General features: G+C 45.1%; 22 protein-coding genes. 5 read left to right on the top strand and 17 right to left on the bottom strand.

What is annotated here, in order from left to right; all coding sequences use genetic code 11:
- Positions 1 to 59: 59 nt before the first annotated feature.
- A complete protein-coding gene (locus CAN90_RS06630) occupies positions 60 to 1187 on the bottom strand; it encodes a GGDEF domain-containing protein (protein ID WP_143750806.1) in 1128 nt (375 codons plus the stop codon).
- 400 nt (positions 1188 to 1587) lie between these two features.
- On the opposite strand from CAN90_RS06630, the gene CAN90_RS06625 reads away from it, so the two are divergent.
- Positions 1588 to 2703, top strand: a complete 1116-nt coding sequence (locus CAN90_RS06625) for a M20/M25/M40 family metallo-hydrolase (protein WP_085833059.1) — start codon at positions 1588 to 1590, stop codon at positions 2701 to 2703.
- Between the two features lie 13 nt (positions 2704 to 2716).
- On the top strand, positions 2717 to 3337 hold the full coding sequence (locus CAN90_RS06620; RefSeq protein ID WP_085833058.1) for a peptidase C39: 621 nt from the start codon (positions 2717 to 2719) through the stop codon (positions 3335 to 3337).
- A gap of 124 nt (positions 3338 to 3461) precedes the next feature.
- Here CAN90_RS06620 and CAN90_RS06615 read toward each other — a convergent pair whose 3' ends face one another.
- Complete coding sequence (locus tag CAN90_RS06615) at positions 3462 to 4874, bottom strand: MATE family efflux transporter (protein ID WP_085833057.1); 1413 nt, start codon at positions 4872 to 4874, stop codon at positions 3462 to 3464.
- A gap of 169 nt (positions 4875 to 5043) precedes the next feature.
- Between CAN90_RS06615 and CAN90_RS06610 the strand changes: the two genes are divergently transcribed.
- Positions 5044 to 5349 carry a hypothetical protein gene (locus CAN90_RS06610; protein WP_085833056.1) on the top strand — a complete coding sequence of 102 codons (306 nt, stop codon included), beginning with the start codon at positions 5044 to 5046 and terminating at the stop codon, positions 5347 to 5349.
- Positions 5350 to 5460: 111 nt separating this feature from the next.
- On the opposite strand, the gene purD is transcribed toward CAN90_RS06610, so the two are convergent.
- From purD to CAN90_RS06565, 9 genes are all read right to left on the bottom strand, one after another.
- Positions 5461 to 6732 carry a phosphoribosylamine--glycine ligase gene (gene purD / locus CAN90_RS06605; RefSeq protein WP_085833055.1) on the bottom strand — a complete coding sequence of 424 codons (1272 nt, stop codon included), beginning with the start codon at positions 6730 to 6732 and terminating at the stop codon, positions 5461 to 5463.
- 99 nt (positions 6733 to 6831) lie between these two features.
- Positions 6832 to 8004, bottom strand: a complete 1173-nt coding sequence (locus CAN90_RS06600; RefSeq protein ID WP_085833054.1) for a phosphoribosylaminoimidazolecarboxamide formyltransferase — start codon at positions 8002 to 8004, stop codon at positions 6832 to 6834.
- Positions 8005 to 8019: 15 nt separating this feature from the next.
- Positions 8020 to 8730, bottom strand: a complete 711-nt coding sequence (locus tag CAN90_RS06595) for an IMP cyclohydrolase (protein WP_085833053.1) — start codon at positions 8728 to 8730, stop codon at positions 8020 to 8022.
- Positions 8727 to 9377 (bottom strand): phosphoribosylglycinamide formyltransferase, encoded by a 651-nt coding sequence (purN, locus tag CAN90_RS06590; RefSeq protein ID WP_085833052.1) that lies wholly within the window; start codon positions 9375 to 9377, stop codon positions 8727 to 8729. Before purN ends, CAN90_RS06595 begins: the two co-directional genes overlap by 4 nt.
- On the bottom strand, positions 9371 to 10405 hold the full coding sequence (gene purM, locus CAN90_RS06585; RefSeq protein ID WP_085833051.1) for a phosphoribosylformylglycinamidine cyclo-ligase: 1035 nt from the start codon (positions 10403 to 10405) through the stop codon (positions 9371 to 9373). Before purM ends, purN begins: the two co-directional genes overlap by 7 nt.
- A 37-nt stretch (positions 10406 to 10442) precedes the next feature.
- The gene (gene purE / locus CAN90_RS06580; RefSeq protein ID WP_085833050.1) at positions 10443 to 10949 is read right to left on the bottom strand and encodes a 5-(carboxyamino)imidazole ribonucleotide mutase; all 507 of its coding nucleotides are present in this window, start codon (positions 10947 to 10949) and stop codon (positions 10443 to 10445) included.
- 327 nt (positions 10950 to 11276) lie between these two features.
- Entirely contained in the window at positions 11277 to 12182 is a 906-nt protein-coding gene (locus tag CAN90_RS06575; protein WP_085833049.1) for an SPFH domain-containing protein, read from the bottom strand.
- 27 nt (positions 12183 to 12209) lie between these two features.
- On the bottom strand, positions 12210 to 12647 hold the full coding sequence (locus CAN90_RS06570) for an NfeD family protein (protein WP_085833048.1): 438 nt from the start codon (positions 12645 to 12647) through the stop codon (positions 12210 to 12212).
- Positions 12648 to 12894: 247 nt separating this feature from the next.
- Positions 12895 to 13863, bottom strand: coding sequence for a LysR family transcriptional regulator (locus tag CAN90_RS06565; RefSeq protein WP_085833047.1), 969 nt, complete (start codon positions 13861 to 13863; stop codon positions 12895 to 12897).
- A 313-nt stretch (positions 13864 to 14176) separates the two neighbouring features.
- On the opposite strand from CAN90_RS06565, the gene glsA reads away from it, so the two are divergent.
- Together glsA and CAN90_RS06555 are read left to right on the top strand one after the other, a co-directional pair.
- Positions 14177 to 15106, top strand: coding sequence for a glutaminase A (gene glsA / locus CAN90_RS06560; RefSeq protein ID WP_423236548.1), 930 nt, complete (start codon positions 14177 to 14179; stop codon positions 15104 to 15106).
- Positions 15107 to 15123: 17 nt separating this feature from the next.
- On the top strand, positions 15124 to 16590 hold the full coding sequence (locus tag CAN90_RS06555) for an alanine/glycine:cation symporter family protein (RefSeq protein WP_085833046.1): 1467 nt from the start codon (positions 15124 to 15126) through the stop codon (positions 16588 to 16590).
- A gap of 52 nt (positions 16591 to 16642) precedes the next feature.
- Here CAN90_RS06555 and CAN90_RS06550 read toward each other — a convergent pair whose 3' ends face one another.
- The 6 genes from CAN90_RS06550 to CAN90_RS06525 all read right to left on the bottom strand — a co-directional run bounded on the left by CAN90_RS06550 (position 16643) and on the right by CAN90_RS06525 (position 22892).
- The gene (locus CAN90_RS06550; RefSeq protein WP_159450362.1) at positions 16643 to 17470 is read right to left on the bottom strand and encodes a pyrroline-5-carboxylate reductase family protein; all 828 of its coding nucleotides are present in this window, start codon (positions 17468 to 17470) and stop codon (positions 16643 to 16645) included.
- An 89-nt stretch (positions 17471 to 17559) separates the two neighbouring features.
- Positions 17560 to 19191: a chaperonin GroEL gene (groL, locus tag CAN90_RS06545; RefSeq protein ID WP_085833044.1), complete on the bottom strand. Its 1632-nt coding sequence runs from the start codon at positions 19189 to 19191 to the stop codon at positions 17560 to 17562.
- A gap of 38 nt (positions 19192 to 19229) precedes the next feature.
- Complete coding sequence (locus CAN90_RS06540) at positions 19230 to 19514, bottom strand: co-chaperone GroES (RefSeq protein ID WP_085833043.1); 285 nt, start codon at positions 19512 to 19514, stop codon at positions 19230 to 19232.
- Between the two features lie 356 nt (positions 19515 to 19870).
- Positions 19871 to 20992 (bottom strand): THUMP domain-containing class I SAM-dependent RNA methyltransferase, encoded by a 1122-nt coding sequence (locus CAN90_RS06535; RefSeq protein ID WP_085833042.1) that lies wholly within the window; start codon positions 20990 to 20992, stop codon positions 19871 to 19873.
- A gap of 192 nt (positions 20993 to 21184) precedes the next feature.
- On the bottom strand, positions 21185 to 21730 hold the full coding sequence (gene hpf / locus CAN90_RS06530) for a ribosome hibernation-promoting factor, HPF/YfiA family (protein ID WP_085833041.1): 546 nt from the start codon (positions 21728 to 21730) through the stop codon (positions 21185 to 21187).
- Positions 21731 to 22049: 319 nt separating this feature from the next.
- Complete coding sequence (locus tag CAN90_RS06525) at positions 22050 to 22892, bottom strand: fumarate hydratase (protein ID WP_085833040.1); 843 nt, start codon at positions 22890 to 22892, stop codon at positions 22050 to 22052.
- Positions 22893 to 22915: the final 23 nt, after the last annotated feature.

The following is a 22915-nucleotide window of genomic DNA, read 5'->3' as shown; positions in this document are numbered from 1 at the left end:
TATAGGCAGTGGAATACTATAATCCACTGCCTTTGTCTCTTCTTTTTAATGTATTTGCTTTAACAACGTTTTTGCTTGTTCATATACATAAGATGGTCTATTTTTGTTAAAAAAGTTGATGCAGTTAATTGGTCATTCTTGGAAAAACACTCCGAGCCAATTGTGAGGCTAATTTTATAAGGTACCAATTTCTTTTCATTAAATAAATCCACATTTTGGTACAGCCGCTTGAGTAAATCGTTCATTTCTCCCCGGTTTAAGATTTCTAGTACAATAACAAATTCATCGCCGCCATAGCGCGATATAAAATCGCGACGACGGAAGGTTTTCCGTAGAATTTTTGCCACATAACGAAGTGCTTGATCGCCGCTGTCGTGCCCATATACATCATTAATATTTTTAAAGAAGTCCAAATCAATCATTAAACCCGCTAAAAAATGTTTATCTCTGCTTTTTACTTTTACAGCAAGGTAATGGTCTAAATAACGCCGATTGAATAGCCCGGTTAAATAGTCTGTTCTTAGTTGGTCGTTTTGAATGTTAATATACAGCAACAATATTGACAGTGTGGTGCAGGCCCATATCAAAACGCCGCTCGGCAATACGAACTGAATCAATGCACCGACCCCAGGGAAAAAACCGAATAGAAATAAGCTGATATATTCCTTATCATTTAATCGTTTGCGATTTACAAATAACAGCAAGCAGGTAATCAAAACATAAATAATACAGATGACTAATAGAATAATGACGTACTTTCCCCGGTGATACGCATTGTAACCATCAAAAACAAAGTAGATATTACCGAAAATACTGATAAAGGATAAAATAAAATTTAAAGCAATCGGAATTAACAAATATGGAAGTAATTTTTGAATGTGAGGCCAACTGCCATATATATAAAAATCCACATATAGAAACCAAAGCAAACAGATAATTGGGTTAAGTGAATTATATATTACCATTACCGCCATCGACAAGAAGCGATACGTTAGCCCAGGCCTTCCATCAAAAAGCCACATTAACGTATCCAATATAATCATAACGCCTACGGAACAGATGATGGATAGAAAAAGCCGTTGGTCTGGGTAATACTGGCGGTCTTGACGATACACATTTCGAAATACAAAAAGCAATATAATAAGAGCATAACAATTCAGCACAAGATATTGAATAATTAGATTCACTGGAATGACGACCCCTTCCAGGCAAATTTGTCTTGTTTTTTACCTCATATAAAAAACAGTAAGGCGTGTATTTTTTATAGTATGATAATAACAGTTTTATACAAATATTGCAAATGAATTTTCAAAAATTATGTGAATAAGATATAAAAAGTTAACGATAATAATGGTTTTTAAGAATTTTTGCACAAAAATTTTAAACTTTTCTGCTGTAAAATGCTTTTTCAGTTTTAATTTTATAAAAGGATTTAATATTTTAGGTTGACAAAAGCAGAGTGACCCACTATGATTTAAAACATACATGATTTATATGATATTGTGTTTTCTTCAGTATTTTCGAGAATATTGAACTCAGTATAAAACTCAAATACTGCAATAGCCAATATAAAAACGAGGTGTGACCATGCGAACAAACAAAGAACGCTTAATTCAGCAATTTACTCAGCTCATACATATTAACAGTCCTTCTCTAGGGGAACGGCAAATGGCCGATTACCTGACGCGTGAGTTAACTACTTTAGGTCTTACTGTACAAGAGGATGACGTAGGAAAACAATTAGGCGGTAACTGTGGAAATCTATATGCGTTTTTAGAAGGCGAAAGCAGCTTGCCTCCGATTCTTCTTTGTGCTCATATGGATACCGTTGAACCCTCCATGGGGAAGAAAGCAATTTTAGAGGACGGCGTTTTTCACAGTGATGGAAGTACCATTCTTGGTGCAGACGACTGTTCCGGAATTGCCGCTATTTTAGAAACGCTCCGCGTGATTCAGGAACAAAATCTGAAGCACCGCCCCATAGAGATTCTATTTACAATCGCAGAAGAAATTTACTGCAAAGGCTCAAAGCATTTTGATTTTTCTAAGCTTCACTCCAAAGAAGCCTTTGTGCTCGATTATTCCGGCCCTACTGGCGTTGCTGCCTCGAAAGCACCAACAATTCTCTTCTTTAATGTAGCGATTCACGGGCTGGCTTCTCATGCTGGCTTTGCACCCCAGATGGGGATACATGCAATACAAGCGGCCTCCAAAGCGATTGCCAAGCTTAAGCTTGGGCAAGTTGATTCTGAAACTACCCTGAATATTGGCACCGTGCATGGTGGAAGTGGGAATAATGTGATTCCCGATCTCTGCGCAGTCACCGGTGAAATTCGAAGCTACTCCCATGAAAGAGCACTCTCTCTGGCAAAAGAGGTACACAAACAATTTGAGACTTCCGCCGCTGAAATAGGCGCAAAGGTAGAATTTGAAGAAAGCTTTGCTTGCCGTGCCTATGAGGTCGCTAGTAATCATCCCATCGTAAGTCTTTTTGAGAATGCTTGCCTAAAACTAAATGTGACTCCTGTCTTGGAAAAAACGTTTGGGGGCAGTGACAACAATGTGTTTGCCGAAAATGGAATCACGGGGTTAGTCGTGTCCAGCGCAATGTACCAGTGCCATTCGCTCAATGAATACGCACCTGTAAACGAATTGATTCAGCTGGCCGAGCTAACGCAACTGCTAGTAACTCTAGAAGATTGAGAGAACCCTATTTATGAAAAATCCGCTGAATTACCAAACCACGGAATACGATTGCGGGCCTACCACACTACTCAACGCCCTTAGCTACTTATTCCGGCGGGAAGAAATCCCGCCGGATATCATAAAACATATTATGCTTTACTGCTTGGACTCCTACAATGGTAAAGGAGAATTCGGCAAAAACGGCACATCACGAATGGCTATGATGTTTTTAAGCGACTGGCTGAACCAGTTTGGTAAGGTAAAGAAATTTCCCATCCATTGTGATTACCTGACTGGGCACGAAGTGTGTATTCACCAGAATAGCAAAATTGTTTCTGCTCTTCAGCAAGGCGGTGCAGTGGTTGTTCGGCTGCGATATGGCTACTGGCATTATGTACTTTTAACAGCCGATAATAAAGATAGTATTTCTCTATTTGACCCTTACTACCGTAAAAAGCCCTTTCAAGTAGATGGCATTGAGATAATTACGGACATGCCTTTTAGCCAAAATCGCCGTGTAGCCAATGCTCTTTTAAACAATTCTGGAAAAGGCCCCTATGCACTTGGTCCCATCGATACCAGAGAGGCGATACTATTCTTCAATACTGAAACACAGAAAACTCCGACGAAGACCATAGAATATTTTATTTGATATAAAACGAAGTCTGTTCTTTACCAACGAATAATAAACTACAGCCTTACCAATTGCTTGCAAAAGAGCCTTGTTTCTTTTATAGAAACAAGGCTCTTTTAAATATTATTCAGTTTATTCAGTTTTACAGATTTCTTCCATCCGAAGCCCATTCTGGCATAACGGATTTTGGTTCTATAAGAGTACGAATATGCCCTACATAAACATAGCGGAACATCAGCAAGCTTGCCGCTAGTGAAAACACCTCTGCGATTGGGAACGAATACCAAACGGATTCCAACGAAAGATGTGCCAATAAATAAGCAGCGGGTAGCAGCACAATCATTTGGCGCAGCAAAGAAATCGCAAGGCTGTATATTCCTTTTCCCAAAGCCTGGAATACCGTACTAAATGTAATGCCAATGGCGGCAGGAATGAAGCAAAGACTAATAATGCGTAGGGCAGGAACACCAATGTGTATCATTTCAGGGGATGCCTCAAAGATAAGGAGCAGCTGCTTTGGGTACACCCAGAAAAGGAATACACCCGCAGCCATAATCAGCGAGCTTACCACCAGGCCAATGCGAATGGCTTTTACCATTCTATCTTGCTTTTTCGCTCCATAGTTATAGCCTAAAATTGGCATCATTCCCTGCATAAGACCGAATACTGGCATAAACACAAACGATTGCAGCTTAAAATAAATGCCAAACAGCGTTACTGCTGTATCCGTAAACCGAACAAGAATGAGGTTCATCCCCATTACCATGACCGATGCAATAGACTGCATAATAATTGTGGGGATACCTACGGCGTAAATATCTCGTACTATTTTAAAATTGAAGTGAAAATTGCGGAAGCTAACCTTTACTTCGTGTTTTTTCTTCAACAAAACGGTCAAGGATACTGTCATGGCAATGCACTGCGCAATTACGTTTGCAATTGCCGCACCGGGTACCCCCATTGCAGGAACACCAAACCAGCCAAAGATGAAAATCGGGTCTAAAATCAAGCTGGTTAATGCCCCAATCAATTGGAACACCATGGGGTAAATCATATTGCCGGTAGCCTGCAACGTTTTTTCTACATTGAATTCAATAAACACTCCGAAGGAAAAAATACAAATGATTTGAACAAACCTTGTTCCATCTTCAATTACCGTTGGGTCTGTTGAAAATCCTGAAATAAATTGCCGGGCAAAAAAGAGACCAAATAACGCAAAAATAATCCAGTTTACAAAAGCAAGTAAAATACCGTGCGTTGCTGCACTGCTTGCTTCCTCCCTGCGGCCTTCCCCCAAGCGGCGTGAAACAAGTGAGTTAATACCAACAGCGGTACCAATACCAAAGGCTACAAGCAGGGTCTGAATGGGAAATGCCAGCGACACTGCATTCAGGGCTTCCTCACTGATTTTCGCAACGAAGTAGCTATCAACAATATTGTAAAGGGCCTGAACCATCATAGAGAACATGGCGGGCACAGCCATACCGGCAATAAGCCCTCCTACCGATGCTGTTCCCATTTTATTTTCTTTTAAATCGCTATCAATTGTTTGCATGTATACACTCCTGGCAGACGTTTACTTTTAAACTCGCTAAAAGAAATAAGGGCATTCCCAAACTACAAGTTACCTTTTTTTGGCAGTGTCAGCAGGGAATTCACTTTACTTCTAGACCTGTCTATGCTATAATTTTAGTTCACAATATGAATGATGGGAGGTTGTCAGTTTGAGTAACGAAAACGGAAAAGAGAACACCACAAATTTCCCCACCTACCGCGGAAAGCCTCTGGTTCGCTGCGGAGATGTGCTTTATTATGGAAGCATGAAAGATAAGTATGTGGTAAAATTAGAAATCAAGAGCAAAAAACGCGTGCTGGATATGGATGTTGCCGATAAAGTCGGCATTCAGTTGATGTATACCAACCCCGACATTCGCGCCCGCAAGCAAATTGTTAAATCCAGTGAAAAAGAGGGGCTTTATCTGGCAATGGATATTGCCGATGCTTGGCTTCAAAGGGCTCTCTCAGAATAACCTAAATTGTACCTATCCGTACACTCAAATGCAATGAAACGTTTGAAACCGCCGGGAATGCTCCCGGCGGCTTTTTTTGTCTAAATTAGCACGCTCTGTCACGCGCTGGCTTTAGGCCTTTTCAATTTTACCAATATCACGGCGGTAATGGGCACCTTCAAAATGAATTCTGGAAACCGCTTTATATGCTTTCTCCAATGCCTCTTCCAAGGTACTACCTGTAGCGGTCACACCCAGTACACGGCCGCCGTTTGTTACAAGCTCATTTCCACGAAGCGCTGTACCGGCATGGTATACGGTTGCACCCTCTACTTGAGCCTCTTTATTCAGCCCGCTGATTACCATCCCTTTTTGGTACTGTGCAGGGTAACCGCCAGAAGCCATTACCACACAGGCAGCCGCCTGATCAGACCACTCAATCTCTTGCTGCTCCAAACGCTCATCGATTACCGCTTCCATAATATCAAGCAAATCGCTCTTCAGGCGAGGTAAAACAACCTGCGTTTCCGGATCACCAAAGCGTGCATTGTACTCAATCACACGCGGACCCTTGGGAGTGAGCATCAGGCCAAAATACAAGCAGCCTTTAAAGGGATGTCCCTCTGCGTTCATCGCCTCGATGGTCGGCAGGAAAATGGTCTCCATGCACACGCGAGCAGTTTCGTCATCGTAAAACGGATTCGGGCTAATGGTACCCATGCCACCGGTATTAGCGCCCTTGTCGTTGTCTAAGGCGCGCTTATGGTCTTTGGAAGACACCATTGGCCGTACGCATTTGCCGTCCGTAAATGCCAGAACCGAAACCTCCGGCCCGGTAAGGAACTCTTCGAGCACAATGCGACTGCCGGAATCCCCAAAAATTTTTTCCTCCATCATAGAGCGAACTGCCTGTTCGGCTTCGGCATAATCCTGCGCAATGACAACACCCTTGCCAAGAGCAAGCCCGTCCGCTTTAATTACAACCGGGTAGCTGTTTTCACGGCGAATCTCCGAAAGTGCGGCTTCCGGCTCGGTAAACACCTGGTACCCCGCCGTAGGAATGTTGTATTTCTGCATCAGGTTTTTGGAGAACACCTTGCTTGCCTCAATTTGTGCTGCCGCCTGATGGGGGCCAAACGCACGAATTCCAACTGCTTCAAGCGCGTCTACCATTCCGGCTGCAAGCGGGTCATCCGGTGCAACAACCACCAAATCTACCTGATTTGCTTTCGCGAACTCGACAACTCCGGGAATATCCGTTACCTTTATATCCACACACTCTGCATCATGCGCAATACCGCCATTGCCGGGTGCACACCAAATTTTTGTAAGCTTGGGGCTCTCTTTTAGCTTGCGCACCAACGCATGCTCGCGACCGCCGCCGCCAATTACCAGTACCTTCATAGTTTCACACGCTCCTGTTTTAAACTCATGGCAATTCGCCATTGGAGTATTCCCCTACCGGGTGAGGGGGAACCCATGTTGTTTGGGTCTTGGGATCAATTAGTGGTGGAATAACCGCAAGCCGGTAAATACCATGGCAATGCCATACTTATTGCAGGTTTCAATAACATTGTCGTCTCGAATGGACCCGCCGGGCTGCACAATAAACGAAACGCCACTGCGGTGAGCGCGCTCAATATTATCTCCAAACGGGAAGAATGCGTCGGAGCCAAGCGACACACCGGTAATACCGGAAAGGTAGCGGCGCTTCTCCTCACGGGTTAGGGGCGCGGGGCATTCGGTGAAGAATTGCTGCCAAATGCCGTCTGCCAATACATCCTCCGCGTCGTCCGAAAGGTAAACATCGATGGTATTGTCTCGGTCGGGTCGGCGAATATCTGCACGGAAGGGCAAACCAAGCACCTGCGGGTGCTGGCGCAAATGCCACAAATCTGCCTTATTACCAGCCAAGCGGGTGCAGTGAATACGAGACTGCTGCCCAGCTCCCACGCCAATAGCCTGTCCATCCTTGGCATAGCACACGGAGTTTGACTGCGTATATTTTAGGGTGATTAAAGCCACCAAGAGGTCACGCTTTGCTTCCGGTGTAAACTCCTTGCAATCGGTAGCAAAGTTTGTGAGCAAAGCATCATCAATGACTGCGTTATTACGCCCTTGCTCAAAGGTGATTCCAAATACATCCTTGTGCTCAACAGGAGCAGGAACGTAATCTGGATTTATCTGTATCACACTGTAATTGCCCTTGCGCTTTGTCTTTAGAATCTCTAATGCTTCTGCCGAATAATTGGGAGCAATCACACCGTCCGAAACCTCACGGGAGATGAGCTGGGCAGTCTGCGCATCGCATTCATCGGAAAGAGCAACCCAATCCCCATAAGAGGACATCCGGTCTGCGCCGCGCGCTCTGGCATACGCACATGCGAGCGGAGAAAGCTCTAAGTCATCTACAAAGCAGCTTTTTTTCAGTTCGGGAGACATTGGCACAGCGACCGCCGCACCCGCGGGGCTAACATGCTTAAACGATGCTGCCGCAGGAAGACCCGTTGCCGCTTTCAACTCTTTCACGAGCTGCCAGCTATTGAGCGCATCCAAAAAATTAATATAACCCGGTCTGCCATTGAGAACCGTAACCGGCAGCTCTCCGCCATCCTCACGGTAAATACGAGAGGGTGTTTGGTTGGGGTTACAGCCATATTTGAGCATCAATTCCATTTTTGTCTCCTCCCCTTATTGATTCTTATTGATAATACGGGATTCTGTTTCGCCGTTCGAAAGACGAATGCGGCGGGTAAATAACGAAACCCGATTTTCTACATTGAGAGAGTTCCAAACCTGCTGGGTAAACTCCTCGAGCTCCTGCGGTATATGAACACAAACCGGTTCACCCTGAAAGGACGGAATGGGGCTGCCGTCGCAGCGGTAGGTATGTATGAGGTGCCCTTGTCCGCTCGCCGGAGTTTCATATTCAAAGAACATGCGCTGAGCCGAAGATGGGTTACCGCCAGCACTTTTTAGGATAGACAAACGATAGGCAAACTCGGTACTAGCATTCATCCAACCTGAAATACGAGGTGTAAAATTTGGCTCATCCGGTTCAAAGGTGCGGCTTCTCAGTGCATCCTCAAAGGTTTCGCCACGGCGCAGGTACTCATACACGGTATCGGTTTGATCGCCGTTCGTTACAATCACCTCAGAGCCAATCACGCGCACCGGGGAATAAATAATAAGTGACGGGTCAGACAGCTTCGATGGGTCAAAGGCCTGTGTACGCAGCCCGTCGCCGTCGCGCACGAACACGCGGTTGCGGCTGTTTTCACTGCGCCCCATAATAAAATAGGCAATCAGCGCATGTGTACCCTGTGGTGATTTGCCAAGAATAATACCGCGCCCGGGGTATCCATTGCCCATAAGGGCCTGTTCTATCGTTTTGGTTGTCATTCGGCATCCTCCCGTTGTTCCTTATTTATTTGCATTACACGATTACCGACAACGGAAAGTCGGCCATCACAGAACATTGCCACTGCGCGGGGCAGAATGTTCCATTCTGCTTGCTCCATCACCCGCTTTTGCAGTGTTTCTGGAGTGTCATCGTCCTGAATCTCGACTGCTTGCTGAAGAATAATCGGCCCGCCATCGCACACCTCATTTACAAAGTGAACGGTTGCTCCTGTTACACGCACGCCACGCTCCAAAGCAGCGCGGTGAACACGCTGACCAAAGTAGCCCTCCCCGCAAAATGATGGAATCAAGGAGGGGTGAATATTCATTATCCGGTTGCGGTAACGGCCAATTACCTCATCCCCAATGATTGTCATAAAGCCGGCGAGCACTACCAAATCTGCCTCATAGCGCTCTAAGAGCACCAAAAGGGCGTGGTCATAAGCGGGCTGGTTTTCAAAATCGCCCCGGCGCAGAACCTCACCGGCTATGCCTGCCTGCTCTGCGCGGGTAAGGGCATATGCATCTGCTCTGCTGGAAATGACGCACGAAAGCCGCCCACCGGGGATTTCTCCCCGGCGTTCGGCATCTATTAAAGCCTGCAGGTTGGTTCCTCCGCCGGAAACCAGCACCACAATATTCAGCATAGAACAACGCCCTCCGTGCCCTGCTCCACCTGACCGATTACATATACTGTTTCGCCCGCTTCACGCAGTAAGGCGGCAGCCTTATCCGCTTCTTCACGAGAAACAACGATGCACATGCCAACACCCATATTAAAGGTATTATACATATCGTGCTCCGGAATATTGCCAACGGATTGCAACAAATGGAAAATCGGCAGAGAAGGCAACGCGGCTTTCTCGATTTTGGCGGTCATTCCCTCTTTCATCATACGCGGTATATTTTCATAGAAGCCGCCGCCTGTGATGTGTGAAACCGCTTTTACGTTACAGTTCTTTTGCAGATTCAGCACAGATTTTACATAAATCTTCGTAGGAGTGAGAAGCTCTTCTCCCAGTGTTCTGCCAAGCTCTTCTACGTGGCGTTCTACATTGCCGGAATCCAAACGGAAAACTTTACGCACTAGAGAGAAGCCATTGGAATGCACACCTGAGGAGGCAAGACCCAAAATAACATCTCCGGCCTGCATCTGCGAGCCGTCAATAATCTTCGAACGGTCCACCATTCCAACGCAGAAGCCGGCCAAATCGTATTCATCCTCGGGGTAAAAACCGGGCATTTCTGCTGTTTCGCCGCCAACCAATGCACAACCAGACTGCACACAGCCCTCAGCCACACCGGCAACAATTTTCTCAATTTTCTCCGGCTGATTTTTTCCCACTGCGAGGTAATCGAGAAAAAACAGTGGCTGCGCGCCTCCGCAGATAACGTCGTTTACACACATGGCAACACAGTCAATGCCAATGGTGTCGTGGCGATCCATTAAAAAAGCAAGTCGCAGCTTTGTTCCTACACCATCCGTGCCTGATACAAGCACAGGCTCCTTCATCCCGGTTAAATCGGGGCAAAACAGCCCACCAAAACCACCCAAACCAGACAAAACACCGGGTGTGGTTGTTCTGGCAACATGGCTTTTCATCAACTCTACCGCACGGTACCCAGCGGTTACGTCTACCCCCGCTGCTTTATAGCTTTCGCTAAAACTTTTCATACCCTTCCCCCTACTTTAAATATCCTAACAAATTGATTTACAGAGCATTTACAGCCGCTTGAATGGCATCGTCTTTCTTAGAAACTTCCTCCGCCATTTTTTGCTTCATCTGCTCGAGCTTTTCGGCCAATCCATCATCCGAAAGAGAAAGCATTTGAATTGCCAGCAAAGCCGCATTGTCTGCTCCGTCTATTGCAACCGTTGCAACCGGCACACCACTGGGCATTTGCACGGTAGCAAGCAGAGCGTCAAGACCATCGAGCGTGGAACACTTAATCGGAATCCCAATTACCGGGAGTGTAGTGTGTGCCGCAAGCACACCTGCAAGATGCGCCGCCTTGCCTGCCGCAGCAATAATAACGCCAAAGCCCTCTGCTCTCGCATTTGTTGCGAACTCCGCCGCCATCAGCGGTGTTCGGTGCGCCGACATAACATGCACCTCAGTAGGTACCTCATATGCTTTGAGCCGCTTAATCGCGGCGGAAACAACCGCAAAATCACTGTCACTGCCCATAATAACTGCAACTTTTTTTCCACTTGACATGAAACAGCACTCCTTTTTTCAAATCATAATACTTGATGCCTCAACTGCCAGAATAAAAAGCAAAAAGCAGACCACACCCAAATGGGTGCAGTCTGCCCTGTTTAATCAGAAGCCCGGTTTTGTCCGGCATATTTTTTCAGACTGGTGAAAATCAACAGAACCGATTTCATGCCTTTCCCTCCGGTCTCTCCTGAGTAATCCATCTCCTTCAGTTTAGGTTAAAAAGAAGTAAAATGCAATAGACGCAGCTTCAAAAATCATAAGTTCGTAAGGTTATCATGAGCTTTTCTTTTGAATTACCAGCTATTTTGTCTATTTTGCGCGGTCTTATTTTTCACTCTGCGGATCGCTAGTGAAAAGTTCTTTCATAGAAGTTGCAAGACCGGCCAAACCTTGAATTTCGGAAGGAATAATAATCTTAGTTGCCTTACCGTCAGCCGCTTTTTCAAACGCCTCCAGCCCCTTAAGTGCAATAACACGGTCACTGGGAGCTGCGGCATTTAACAGCTTCAGGCTGTCTGCCAATGCTTCCTGAACTGAAAGAATCGCCTTCGCCTCACCTTCTGCCTCCAGAATATGAGCCTGCTTCTGCGCATCCGCCGCAAGAATAACCGCTTCCTTCTGGCCTTCTGCAATCAAAATCGCGCTGCGCTTCTGGCCTTCTGCATCCAAGATAATGGCACGGCGGTCACGCTCTGCCTTCATCTGCTTCTCCATGGAGTCCTGAATGGCAGGCGGCGGCAAAATGTTCTTAAGCTCCACACGGTTTACCTTAATACCCCAAGCGTCCGTAGCTTCATCCAGAACAACACGAATTTTCGTATTGATGACATCACGAGAGGTCAGTGTGGTATCCAGCTCCAGCTCACCAATAATATTACGCAAAGTGGTGGCACTCAGGTTTTCAATTGCAGAAATTGGGCGCTCTACGCCATAGGTGTAAAGCTTGGGGTCTGTAATCTGAAAATAGACCACGGTATCTATCTGCATCGTTACGTTATCTTTTGTAATAACGGGTTGCGGGGGGAAATCAATTACCTGTTCTTTTAAAGATACTTTCTTTGAGATACGATCCAAAAACGGAATCTTCACATGCAAACCGGTTTCCCACGTTGCGTGGTAGGCACCAAGACGCTCCAAAACATAGGAATGTGCCTGCGGCACAATCTTAATGTTAGAAATAATAACAATAAGAACAATTAAAATGAGCGTTGCAAAAACAATCCATCCCATAGGGTAACCTCCTCTAAAATATAGCATTTATACTTCGGGCACTACAATCAGCTTTACGCCTTCAATACGCAGCACCTGAATACTACTTCCTTCTGGAATTAGCTCTCCTCTTTCGGAACGAGCAGACCAAACACTACCCATTACGGTAACCTGGCCTACACCTTTTTCATTATTTATTTCGCTGATTACAATACCAGATTTGCCAATATAGCGGCCAGCATTGGTATCTACCCGTTTACTGTTGAGCAATTTTTTAACTAAGGGGCGGGTAATTGCAAGTGTAAGCGTAGTTACAATTGCAAACGTACCGGTTTGAATCCAAATGGGCGCGCCCAAAAGGTTTGCGATAAGCGCAGCAATACCGCCTACAACCATCCAAATAGAAACCAATTGAACCGTTACAGCCTCTAAAATGGCTGCACCTACAATTACTGCTAGCCAAATAAAGGGATAATATGCCTCCATTGTAACACCTCCCGAAGAGTACGAAGCTGAAAGCCAGCTTCTCACTTGGAAAAGCACTCATTTTCCACAAAGGTACTTTCCATATGCTTACTTACATTGTTATGGTTTTAGTTTACCATAAATGCTCTTTGAAAGCAAATTTCAGTATTGGTGTCATTCGGGAATACCCTCAAATTATTTCTATTATGTTAGTCATTTCCGTCTTATTTACCGTTTTAATACTTTTATTAAGAAACAAAAAAGCTGTTTAGTCTGCCGCAAGAGAGGAGCCAATGGTTTGGTTCTCCCTCATTTGCAGCTTATGGTAGCTCTCCGTTACTTCGTTTATAAACTCCTGTTCAACCTCGGTAAGCTTTGTATTGCGCTTTGTAATAATACCAAACAGTATTTGCTCGGAACAGTTCATAAGCGGAACAGACACCACTCCATACAAGGAGTTTTGGTCAGAAAAGGCAGAAATACCAATGGTATAAAAGCCACCGGTAGAGATTAGATTCATCTGCTCGGCACGGTCATTTACATACACAATGCGAGAAGAATCGTTTAAATCCAGGTGGAGATTTTCAGTGGTGATATGGTAAATAAAATCCTCAAATTGCCCTAAGTAGCGCACAAAACCGTAATTCTTTAGCTCGGTAATATTGATACTTCGGTTACCGTCAAGCAACTTGTGGTCACTTGAGATACAAACATAGGGCAAAAACATTGCCAACGGCCGGTACTCCAACTCTTTGTCTTCAAATAGCTTTTGCATCATGCTTTCATCATGAGACGCAAAGTGAATAACACCTACATTCGAGCTACCATTAATAACATCTTCAATTACATTCATGGTGGAGTCTTCATTTAATCGGTAAGAATAATGCTCTAAATCCCAATAGCGGCAACAAACGCGATTAAAGCACTCCGCCGTATGCGAAAACTTCGTCATAGAAATGCTCATTATACTCTTGTCCGCCTGAATCTCATTCGTTAGCTTTTTCAGGTTTTCAATTTCTTTTAAGATTACCTCGCAGTGCTTTAAGTATTCTTTCCCGTTTTTTGTAAGCACACACCCTTGTTTGGTACGCTGAAATAGCTCAAAGCCAGCCTCCTCCTCCACCTCTTTTATAATGTGGCTGAGGTGTGGCTGAGATACATACATCACCTTAGCCGCCTGATTGATGGAGCCATAGGCCGCAACAGCTTGAAAGTATTTTAAATACTTTATTTCCATCAAAAGCTCCTCCTTCTTAAACCTCATTACTTATTATAATAAAACAAATATTCTTTAAAATTAATTATTTGATAGAAAATCATGTAATAATAATAACAATTATGTCGATTCATGTGTTTATTATACACTTTATTCGCATTCTATTGTAAAGATATCATAAAAAGATAGCACTTATGTATTCTTACTTATAGGAATTCGCGATAGGCACTATCATGATTAACAATTACCCAAAATTACCCAGTTGTGCTACTATAATAATATTCCATAAAAAACAGTTCAGTCAAGGGGTAATTTTATGTTGATGATACAATCAGTGGATTCCATTTTACAAGATGCATTGATTTACGGCAAAAAATATCTCCCAAGCGGAAAAGTTGCCAATTATATTCCGGAGCTTGCCAAAGCAGACCCCTCGCATTTGGGAATCTGCCTGATGCTCCCGGATGGCAGCACTTACCAAGCAGGTGATTTTCAGGTTCCGTTTACCATGCAAAGCATTGCAAAAACCTTTTCGCTCATACTAGCTCTAAAAACAGCAGGCTACGAAACGGTCTTTAGTAAGGTGGGCATGGAGCCAACCGGAGATTGTTTTGACAGCATTGTTCAGCTTGAAACCAAGCAGCTCCCTCCGTTTAATCCCATGATTAACGCCGGGGCAATTGTAACCGTTAGCTGCATCAAGGCGCAAGACCCATTTGAGGAATTCCTCGCGCTTGTTCGTCAGCTTTGTTTTAACAATACCATTGCGTTAAACGAATCGGTTTACCTTTCTGAAAAACGAACCGGAATGAGAAACCGTTCCATTGCGTACCTACTGCAAAGTGACCAAATACTGGAGGGAGAGCCCGAACAGGTATTGGACCAATATTTTCACATGTGCTCCGTAGAGGTTACAACAGTGGATTTAGCCCGGTACGCGTTAATTTTGGCAAACGATGGTCTAGACCCCATTACGGGAACACAAATGCTGGAGGAATGGATTGTACGCATTGTAAAAACATTAATGCTAACCTGCGGTATGTACGATGAATCTGGCGAATTCGCAGTCAAGGCAGGAATCCCATCCAAAAGCGGTGTAGGAGGTGGAATTGTAGCGACAACCGAGCAAGGCATGGGAATCGCGACCTATGGGCCGGTTCTGAACCAAAAGGGAAACAGTATAGGAGGAACACACATGCTGGAGTATCTCTCCAGTAAATTAAATCTGCATTCTTTTGCAAGCAAAACATACACTGCGGTGTAAATTAAAGGGGTAATAATATGAGTTTTTTTGCGGAACAACTGAATCAACTACTGAACACAACCAATGGCTTTTTGTACGGCAGCGTTCTGCTGGTTTTACTTCTCTTTACGGGCATTTACTTTTCCATACGCACTCGCATCGTTCAATTTCGTATGGCGGGAGAAGGAATTCGCCTTTTATTTCAGGATAACGATAACAAAGAATCAGTATCCGGCTTTCAGGCACTAATGGTATCCTGCGCCTCGCGTTTGGGCGTTGGTAACATTACCGGTGTAGCCTCAGCGCTAATTTTGGGTGGCCCGGGTGCCATCTTCTGGATGTGGATGACAGCGGCTTTGGGCGGCGCCTCTGCCTTTGTAGAAAGCACGTTAGCACAGCTTTACAAAGTAAGAACACCGGAGGGCGGCTTTCAAGGAGGCCCCTCGTACTACCTAGTAAAAATATTCAAACGCCGCTGGGTGGGTGTGGTCTTTGCAATCTCTTTGATTATCACCTTCTCCTATGGCTTCCAAATGCTGCAAGCGAATGCTGTAACTGCTTCTCTGCAGCGCAATTTTGGGAACTCTCCGTGGGTAGCCTATGGCTCCGCCATTATTATGACTCTTCTCACTGCCTACGCAGTATTCGGCGGCCAAAAAATCATCGCCAAGGTCTCTGAAGTAATTGTTCCAATTATGGCTGTTGGCTTCTTGCTCGTAAGCTTAGCGGTTATTGTCTTGAACATACAGAGACTCCCCCATGTATTCGGCCAAATTTTTTCTATGGCTTTTAACTTTGAATCCGTTAGTGGAGGATTCTCCGGCACAGCAATCTCTATTGGCCTGCGCCGTGGTTTGTATTCAAATGAAGCCGGTATGGGTAGTGCGCCCAACGCTGCTGGTACCGTAGACGACACGCACCCCGCAAAGCAAGGGTTGGTTCAAATGCTGGCAGTACATATTGATACCCTTATTCTCTGCACGGCAACTGCACTTCTCATTCTATGCCCCGGCGTTTCTTGGGACGGAAAAGACGGCAGCTACGCTATGCCTTTGGTACAGGCAGCGGTTGAATCACAGTTTGGTGCATTCGGTCTTTGGTTTGTTTCTATTTCGGTCTTCTTCTTTGCGTTTGGCACCATCATTGGCAATGTGTATTATGTAGAGACCAATGTGTATTACATTTGGCACCGTGCCCCCTCCACACTGTTCCGTTTGAGTATTGTAGCTGCGGTTTGCATTGGCTGTTTGATGACTGCAGAGCTAGCTTGGAACGTAGCAGATTTCACAATGGCCATTATGGTTTTATTTAACTTCCCCGCTTTGATGATTCTGGCTAACACAGCCATTAAGGTGTTAAAGGACTACGAGTCACAGAAAAAACAGGGCAAGGAACACATCTATTTTTACGCTCCCAGTATTGGAATTCACGATACTGACTGCTGGAATGAAAAAAGAGAGTCTCTTCCTGAGTCAGAACCAGTTGAAGTTTCTTCCAAGGGATAAATAACTTATTTACCGAGTATGTTACGATCCGATTACTAGCTTTTTACATATTTTATGAAAGCGCCGAGAGTATCGACTTCTGTATTTCTTTCGATATTTCTTGGGTACGCTTTACTCCGCTAAGCAATGCAGCATTGAATGAATCGCCTTTCTCTAAGCTACGGATAATTGCCTCCGTAATGCCCCCTTTGGTAATCATTTTATCTATATATTGCTTCTTTTCTACATCGGACTCAAAATTAGGAAGAACGCTGTTTGCCCAATGATATAGCTCCAAGAACAGAGGGTATTCCACTTTAAGCGTATTTAAAGGCTGCTGCGCATCAATTTGGTCTGTTTTTAATAGTGCGGCGGGCATACACACGCCTGCAGTAAATACATCCAAATCCTTTTCATCTGCACTTTTCACGTACTTCAGGCTCATAAAGCGTAATAGTTGCTTTAAATTATCCTGTTCAGGATACATAGAGGCAACACCATTGTTCTGCGCAATGGTGTCGGGCCCGCTGAACATCATTCGGTAAGCATGACTACCTAATACAGATTGAAGCAAATCAATAGGGACGCCTGCCATACAGGAGGCAAGGAGGGTCTTTTCCGGTACCGCCATGCCCTTTAGCTCTAAAATATCTTGAGGACGAATCGTAATCAATACAATGCCTGCTTGCTCAAAAATCGTTTGATTAGAAGTAAGGTTTTGCAACAAACCCGATGCTTCTAAATTTTCAAGGGTCTTTTGGCTTCCTCTGCTAGAAATCAAAAGGTTTTCTTTTTCCAGCCCATGTTTTAAAAGTGACTGGGCAATCGATTGCCCCAGATGCCCACAACCGATGATTCCTATTTTATGGCGATTGAGCAATTGTATATTTGATTCACCCATCGTATTTTTCACTCCACTTCTCATTTATAAATATAAGCAAAAAGGCGATACCTTTCGGTATCACCTTTTTTACATGCAAGTGTTTGCTATTAGTACATACCACCCATGCCGCCATCAGCGGGCATTGCGGGAGCCGCTACGGGCTCTTTCTTGTCTGCCACCAAGGATTCGGTAGTCAGAATCATTGCAGCGATAGAAGCGGCATTCTGCAGAGCGGAACGAGATACCTTAGTAGGATCAACGATGCCCTGTGTAATCATGTCGCCATATTCCTGAGTGAGTGCGTTAAAACCGTAGCCAACCTTATTCTCTCTCTTCAGGTTTTCAACAATAACAGAACCCTCGAGACCTGCATTTGCAGCAATCTGGCGCAGGGGCTCTTCCAGAGCCTTCAGAACGATCTGCACACCCGTCTTTTCGTCACCGGTTACAGTATCCATCAGCTTCTGTACAGGAGCAATTGCATTGATGAGCGCAACGCCGCCGCCGGCAACAATGCCTTCTTCCACAGCAGCCTTGGTAGCTGCTAAAGCATCTTCAATGCGCAGCTTCTTATCTTTCATCTCAACTTCGGTGGCAGCACCAACTTTGATGACTGCAACACCGCCAGCAAGCTTTGCAAGGCGCTCTTGTAGCTTCTCACGGTCGAAGTCGGAGGTTGTGGTTTCCAGCTGAGAACGAATTTGAGCAACTCTGTCTTTAATTTCATTGGAGTTGCCTGCACCATCAACAATGATGGTGTTCTCTTTGTCAACCTTTACCTGGCGAGCACGGCCCAACTGAGCAATGGTGGTATCCTTTAGCTCAAGACCAAGCTCTTCGGAGATAACCTGACCGCCGGTTAAAACAGCGATGTCGCGCAGCATCTCTTTTCTTCTGTCGCCAAAGCCGGGAGCCTTTACACCAACGCAGGTAAAGGTGCCACGCAGCTTATTGAGAATCAAAGTGGTAAGAGCCTCACCCTCAATGTCCTCTGCAATCATAACGAGCTTCTTGCCAGACTGTACGATGCTCTCGAGCAGAGGCAAAATCTCCTGAATGTTCGAAATCTTCTTATCGGTAATGAGGATATAAGCATCATCGATAACAGCTTCCATCTTATTGGTATCGGTAACCATATAAGGAGTGATGTAGCCACGGTCAAACTGCATGCCCTCTACAACCTCAGAGTATGTTTCAGCAGTTTTAGACTCTTCAACGGTAATAACACCGTCAGAGCTTACCTTTTCCATTGCCTCTGCAATCAGCTTACCAATATATTCATCTGCAGAAGAAACGGTTGCAACTCTGGCAATATCTTCAGAGCCAGAAACCTTCTTGGAGTTATTGATAACAGCCTCAACCGCAGTATCAACCGCCTTCTGAATGCCTTTGCGCAAAATCATGGGGTTTGCACCGGCAGCCAGATTCTTCATGCCCTCACGAACCAAAGCCTGTGCAAGCAAGGTTGCGGTAGTGGTACCGTCACCAGCTACATCGTTGGTCTTGATTGCAACTTCTTTCACGAGCTGTGCGCCCATATTCTCAAAGGGATCTTCTAGCTCAATCTCTTTTGCAATGGTAACACCATCGTTCGTGATGAGGGGTGCGCCAAACTTTTTATCGAGCACTACGTTGCGGCCTTTCGGTCCCAAGGTAATTTTAACGGTATCGGCCAGCTGGTTTACGCCGCTCATCAGAGCTTTTCTGGCTTCTACATCGAAAATAATCTGCTTTGCCATACTGTATTCCTCCTAAATTTAAATATTAAAATGATAAATCATTCCACAACAGCAAGAATATCGGACTGACGTACAATGGTGTACTCTTCACCGTCGATTTTCACTTCTGTTCCGGCATATTTGCTGCTAATCACCTTATCGCCCACCTTAACGTACATGGTAACTTCTTTGCCATCTACCATACCGCCGGGGCCTACTGCGATAACAGCTGCAATTTGGGGCTTCTCTTTTGCGGAGCCAGCAAGCAGGATACCGCTTTTGGTGGTTTCCTCTGCTTCTTCCATTTTAATCAGAACTCTGTCGGAAAGTGGTTTGATCGTCATTTCCTATTTCCTCCTTATAAAAAATCTAAATGATTGATTTGGTTTAGCACTCAATATCCTCGAGTGCTAAGATTTATTTTAGCCGCTGCTCCCATAAAAATCAAGAGGTTTTTTCCTAAAAACGGGAATTTCATAATTTTTTTACAATTGCTTGTCTTCTAATGAGCTTAGCTTTCCTCTCAAATTTTTCCCGATTCATCCAATGGCAATAAACTTCAATGATTACAACTAGAGTAAAGTATTTAATTTTGGCGTATACGCAATTTACTTTAAAAGAAATGAAACTGGAGTTGCCATTCGATGTGCAATAAAAATCCAGAATTCCATGCGGGATTCTGGATTTGAATTAACCTATATTATGCTTTAAAATAGCTAAACAACTGGCACTTAATCATACCGTTATACAGCTTACGGCGTTTGTCCGCAGGGCGGCCAAAGCAACCTTCAAAGGTTTCATCCGGGCTGATAATATGGTAGCTCCAGCCACGCTTGGGTATAAAGTGCTTACCCATTTCTCGGTACAGCTCTTCAGCAGCATTTAAATCGAGCAAACGCTCCCCGTAGGGCGGGTTGCATATTACACAGCCACGCTCTCTGTCCTCCGCAAAATCACGGATGTCGCGCTTTTCTGCACGAACGTGGGCAATGACACCAGCTTTTTTTGCGTTTTCCAGTGTGAGGGCTACCGCAGCGCCATCAATATCGTAGCCAGTTGCTAAGAACGTGCTGTCGCGCTTTACCAAATCCTGCGCGCGCGCTTTCTCCTGCACCCATACACTTGGGTCAATCCCTTTCCAGCTCTGCGCTGCAAAGGTACGCTGCAAGCCGGGTGCAATGTTCATGGCAAGCATGGCAGATTCAATTAAAATCGTGCCCGAACCACAGAACGGGTCATACACGTGCGAATCTGGCCATAGGCGAGCAAGCTTTGCCATGGTTGCGGCCAGCGTTTCTTTAATGGGTGCTTCTGCCGCGTTGGGGCGATAACCGCGCTTATGCAGCCCCACGCCGCTCGTGTCGAGCATGACGCTGACCGTATCTTTTAAAATGAGGAATTGTACTTGATACATATCGCCCGTTTCTTCAAACCACGGTACACGGTGTTTCAGCTTCAGGCGTTCCACAATGGCCTTTTTAATAATAGACTGGCAGTCCGGAACGCTGGAAAGCTGCGAGCTAAGCGAACGCCCCTTTACTGGGAAGCGGTCTTTTTTATCGATCCACTGTTCCCAAGGCAATGCCTTTACCCCTTGAAAGAGCTGCTCAAAGGTAACGGCACGGAACGTGCCGAGCAGCACGAGCACCCGCTCACTGTAACGGGAGCAAATATTTGCCCGCGCCAGTATTTCGGGGCTGCCCGCAAATACTACTCGCCCGTTTTGCGGCTCTACCTGCTGTGCACCCATGTCTCGCAGTTCTTCCGCCACGAGGCCTTCTACACCAAGCAGGCATGGGCATACCAGTTGAAATTGATCCATTGTGTTTCTCTCCGTATTCTGAAAAAGTATAGTAATAAACTCTAAAACAAGATACCAGTGCGCTTTTCTCCCACAAGTGGTGAAATGCCCTAAGCTATCTGTCATTTTATAAATATAAGGGTAAGGTTTTCATCTTACCCAAGAAATAAAACGGAGACCGCAGTCTAATACGGCCCCCGCTGACTCACTCTATTATTCCACGTCTGGCTCTAATAAACCGTAATCGCCATTTTTGCGCTGGTACACTACGTTAATCTCACCCGTAGTACCGTTGCGGAACATGTAAAACTGATGCCCCAACAGGTTCATCTGTAGAATTGCCTCTTCCAAGGTAAGAGGTTTTACGGGGAAATGCTTGGTACGTACGACGCGATATTCATCATCTTCTGCTGAAGCAGGCTCAGCCTCCTCAGGGATTTCCAACACGAGCTGATCCAGTGCCGCAGAATGAATCTGCTTGTCCAAACGGGTCTTGTTTTTACGAATCTGACGCCCTAATGCACTAACGACCTGATCAAGCGCATCGTTCATTTCAAAATCGGTAGCTTCTGCACGATAAATCATGCCTTTGCTCCGGATGGTGATTTCAACCGTCTGGCGGTTACGCTCCAACGTTACCACCACATTGGCATCTGCGTCTTCATCAAAAATCTTGTCAAAGCGAGAGAGCTTTTTTGTTGCTAGGTTCTTAAAATGATCTTTCAGTGTTACCTTACGTCCAGTAATTGTGATATTCATGTACGCATCTCCTTTGCAAATGGAAATCGCTGAGTTTTCGGAACAAATTCCTGAAAATTCACCCGAACTCTCTGAATGTATTATAACATAACTACTGAAAAAATAGAAGTAGTTCGACAGAAAATGATTATTTTTTTATGTGTAAAATATGAGTTATCCATTCCTGTTAAAAGAAACCACAGCTTAAAGCAAATCTTATTTTACTGAATCGAATGATAAATCACAGCCCTATTTATGCTCCCATTTTTTCCATTCAATATAATCATTCTATTAATAATAGTACCTGTATACGCTACCTTTGCTCTATCGTTTTTTATATTTAAATAATCACTTTTTTATGTCGTGTTACATGGCAACCTACATTTACTGCAACCGGCAAACCAGCAATATGGGTTGCATAGGTTTCAATATTTACCCCCAGTGCAGTTACGTCCCCACCAAACCCTTGCGGGCCAACGTTCAGCTCGTTTACGGCTTTGAGCATATTTTCTTCCAGCTCGCGGTAAAATGGGTCATTATTCGGTTCATCCAGCGGGCGGCAAAGTGCTTTTTTAGCCAGCTGTGCGCACAGTTCAAAATCACCACCGATACCAACCCCCAGCACAACAGGAGGACAGGGGTTTCCGCCTGCCAGGCGGACGGTTTCGGTTACAAAGTCGATAATTTGCTGTGGCCCAGCGGCTGGTGTCATCATTTTCAAGCGGCTCATATTTTCACTGCCAAAGCCTTTGGGGCAAGCAGTAAGGGTTACACGGTCACCCGGCACAATGCGGGTGTGCAATATGGCAGGGGTATTATCCTCCGTATTGATGCGACGAAGTGGGTCACCCACGACAGACAAGCGAAGCAAGCCCTCGACATAGCCGCGGCGAACTCCCTCGTTTACAGCATCTTCAAACGAACCGCCGGTCAGGCAAACCTCCTGCCCTATCTCTGCAAATACGACCGCCATTCCGGTATCTTGGCAAATCGGTAGATTCAAACGCCTTGCGGCATCTAAGTTCTCGCACAAATCCTCTAATATAGATTTACCAAGCGGGTTGCTTTCTTTTTGAACCGAACAGCGGATGCAGCTCTCCAAATCACCGGACAGCTCACGGTTCGCTTCGATAAACATGTTGCGCAACTCGTCGCGGATGAGGGAAACGGAAACCTCTCTCATATCTTTCAAACTCCTTTTATCGC

It is taken from the genome of Clostridium merdae (genome assembly GCF_900176635.1).
Classification (GTDB): Bacteria; Bacillota; Clostridia; order Oscillospirales; family Acutalibacteraceae; genus Faecalispora; species Faecalispora merdae.
Note: the sequence above shows the minus strand (reverse complement) of the source record. Positions and strands in the feature narration are given on the sequence as shown.

Coding starts and splice junctions, on each gene's coding strand:
- CAN90_RS06595 (WP_085833053.1), bottom strand. CDS start 8,730: ATGACAACCAAAACGATAGAACAGGCCCTTATGGGCAATGGATACCCC.
- CAN90_RS06620 (WP_085833058.1), top strand. CDS start 2,717: ATGAAAAATCCGCTGAATTACCAAACCACGGAATACGATTGCGGGCCT.
- hpf (WP_085833041.1), bottom strand. CDS start 21,730: ATGAATATCACAATTACTGGACGTAAGGTAACACTGAAAGATCATTTT.
- CAN90_RS06555 (WP_085833046.1), top strand. CDS start 15,124: ATGAGTTTTTTTGCGGAACAACTGAATCAACTACTGAACACAACCAAT.
- CAN90_RS06570 (WP_085833048.1), bottom strand. CDS start 12,647: ATGGAGGCATATTATCCCTTTATTTGGCTAGCAGTAATTGTAGGTGCA.
- CAN90_RS06525 (WP_085833040.1), bottom strand. CDS start 22,892: ATGAGAGAGGTTTCCGTTTCCCTCATCCGCGACGAGTTGCGCAACATG.
- purN (WP_085833052.1), bottom strand. CDS start 9,377: ATGCTGAATATTGTGGTGCTGGTTTCCGGCGGAGGAACCAACCTGCAG.
- CAN90_RS06600 (WP_085833054.1), bottom strand. CDS start 8,004: ATGGAATTGATGCTCAAATATGGCTGTAACCCCAACCAAACACCCTCT.
- purD (WP_085833055.1), bottom strand. CDS start 6,732: ATGAAGGTACTGGTAATTGGCGGCGGCGGTCGCGAGCATGCGTTGGTG.
- CAN90_RS06625 (WP_085833059.1), top strand. CDS start 1,588: ATGCGAACAAACAAAGAACGCTTAATTCAGCAATTTACTCAGCTCATA.
- CAN90_RS06540 (WP_085833043.1), bottom strand. CDS start 19,514: ATGACGATCAAACCACTTTCCGACAGAGTTCTGATTAAAATGGAAGAA.
- purE (WP_085833050.1), bottom strand. CDS start 10,949: ATGTCAAGTGGAAAAAAAGTTGCAGTTATTATGGGCAGTGACAGTGAT.
- CAN90_RS06565 (WP_085833047.1), bottom strand. CDS start 13,863: ATGGAAATAAAGTATTTAAAATACTTTCAAGCTGTTGCGGCCTATGGC.
- groL (WP_085833044.1), bottom strand. CDS start 19,191: ATGGCAAAGCAGATTATTTTCGATGTAGAAGCCAGAAAAGCTCTGATG.
- CAN90_RS06550 (WP_159450362.1), bottom strand. CDS start 17,470: ATGGGTGAATCAAATATACAATTGCTCAATCGCCATAAAATAGGAATC.
- CAN90_RS06615 (WP_085833057.1), bottom strand. CDS start 4,874: ATGCAAACAATTGATAGCGATTTAAAAGAAAATAAAATGGGAACAGCA.
- CAN90_RS06575 (WP_085833049.1), bottom strand. CDS start 12,182: ATGGGATGGATTGTTTTTGCAACGCTCATTTTAATTGTTCTTATTGTT.
- CAN90_RS06535 (WP_085833042.1), bottom strand. CDS start 20,992: ATGGATCAATTTCAACTGGTATGCCCATGCCTGCTTGGTGTAGAAGGC.
- purM (WP_085833051.1), bottom strand. CDS start 10,405: ATGAAAAGTTTTAGCGAAAGCTATAAAGCAGCGGGGGTAGACGTAACC.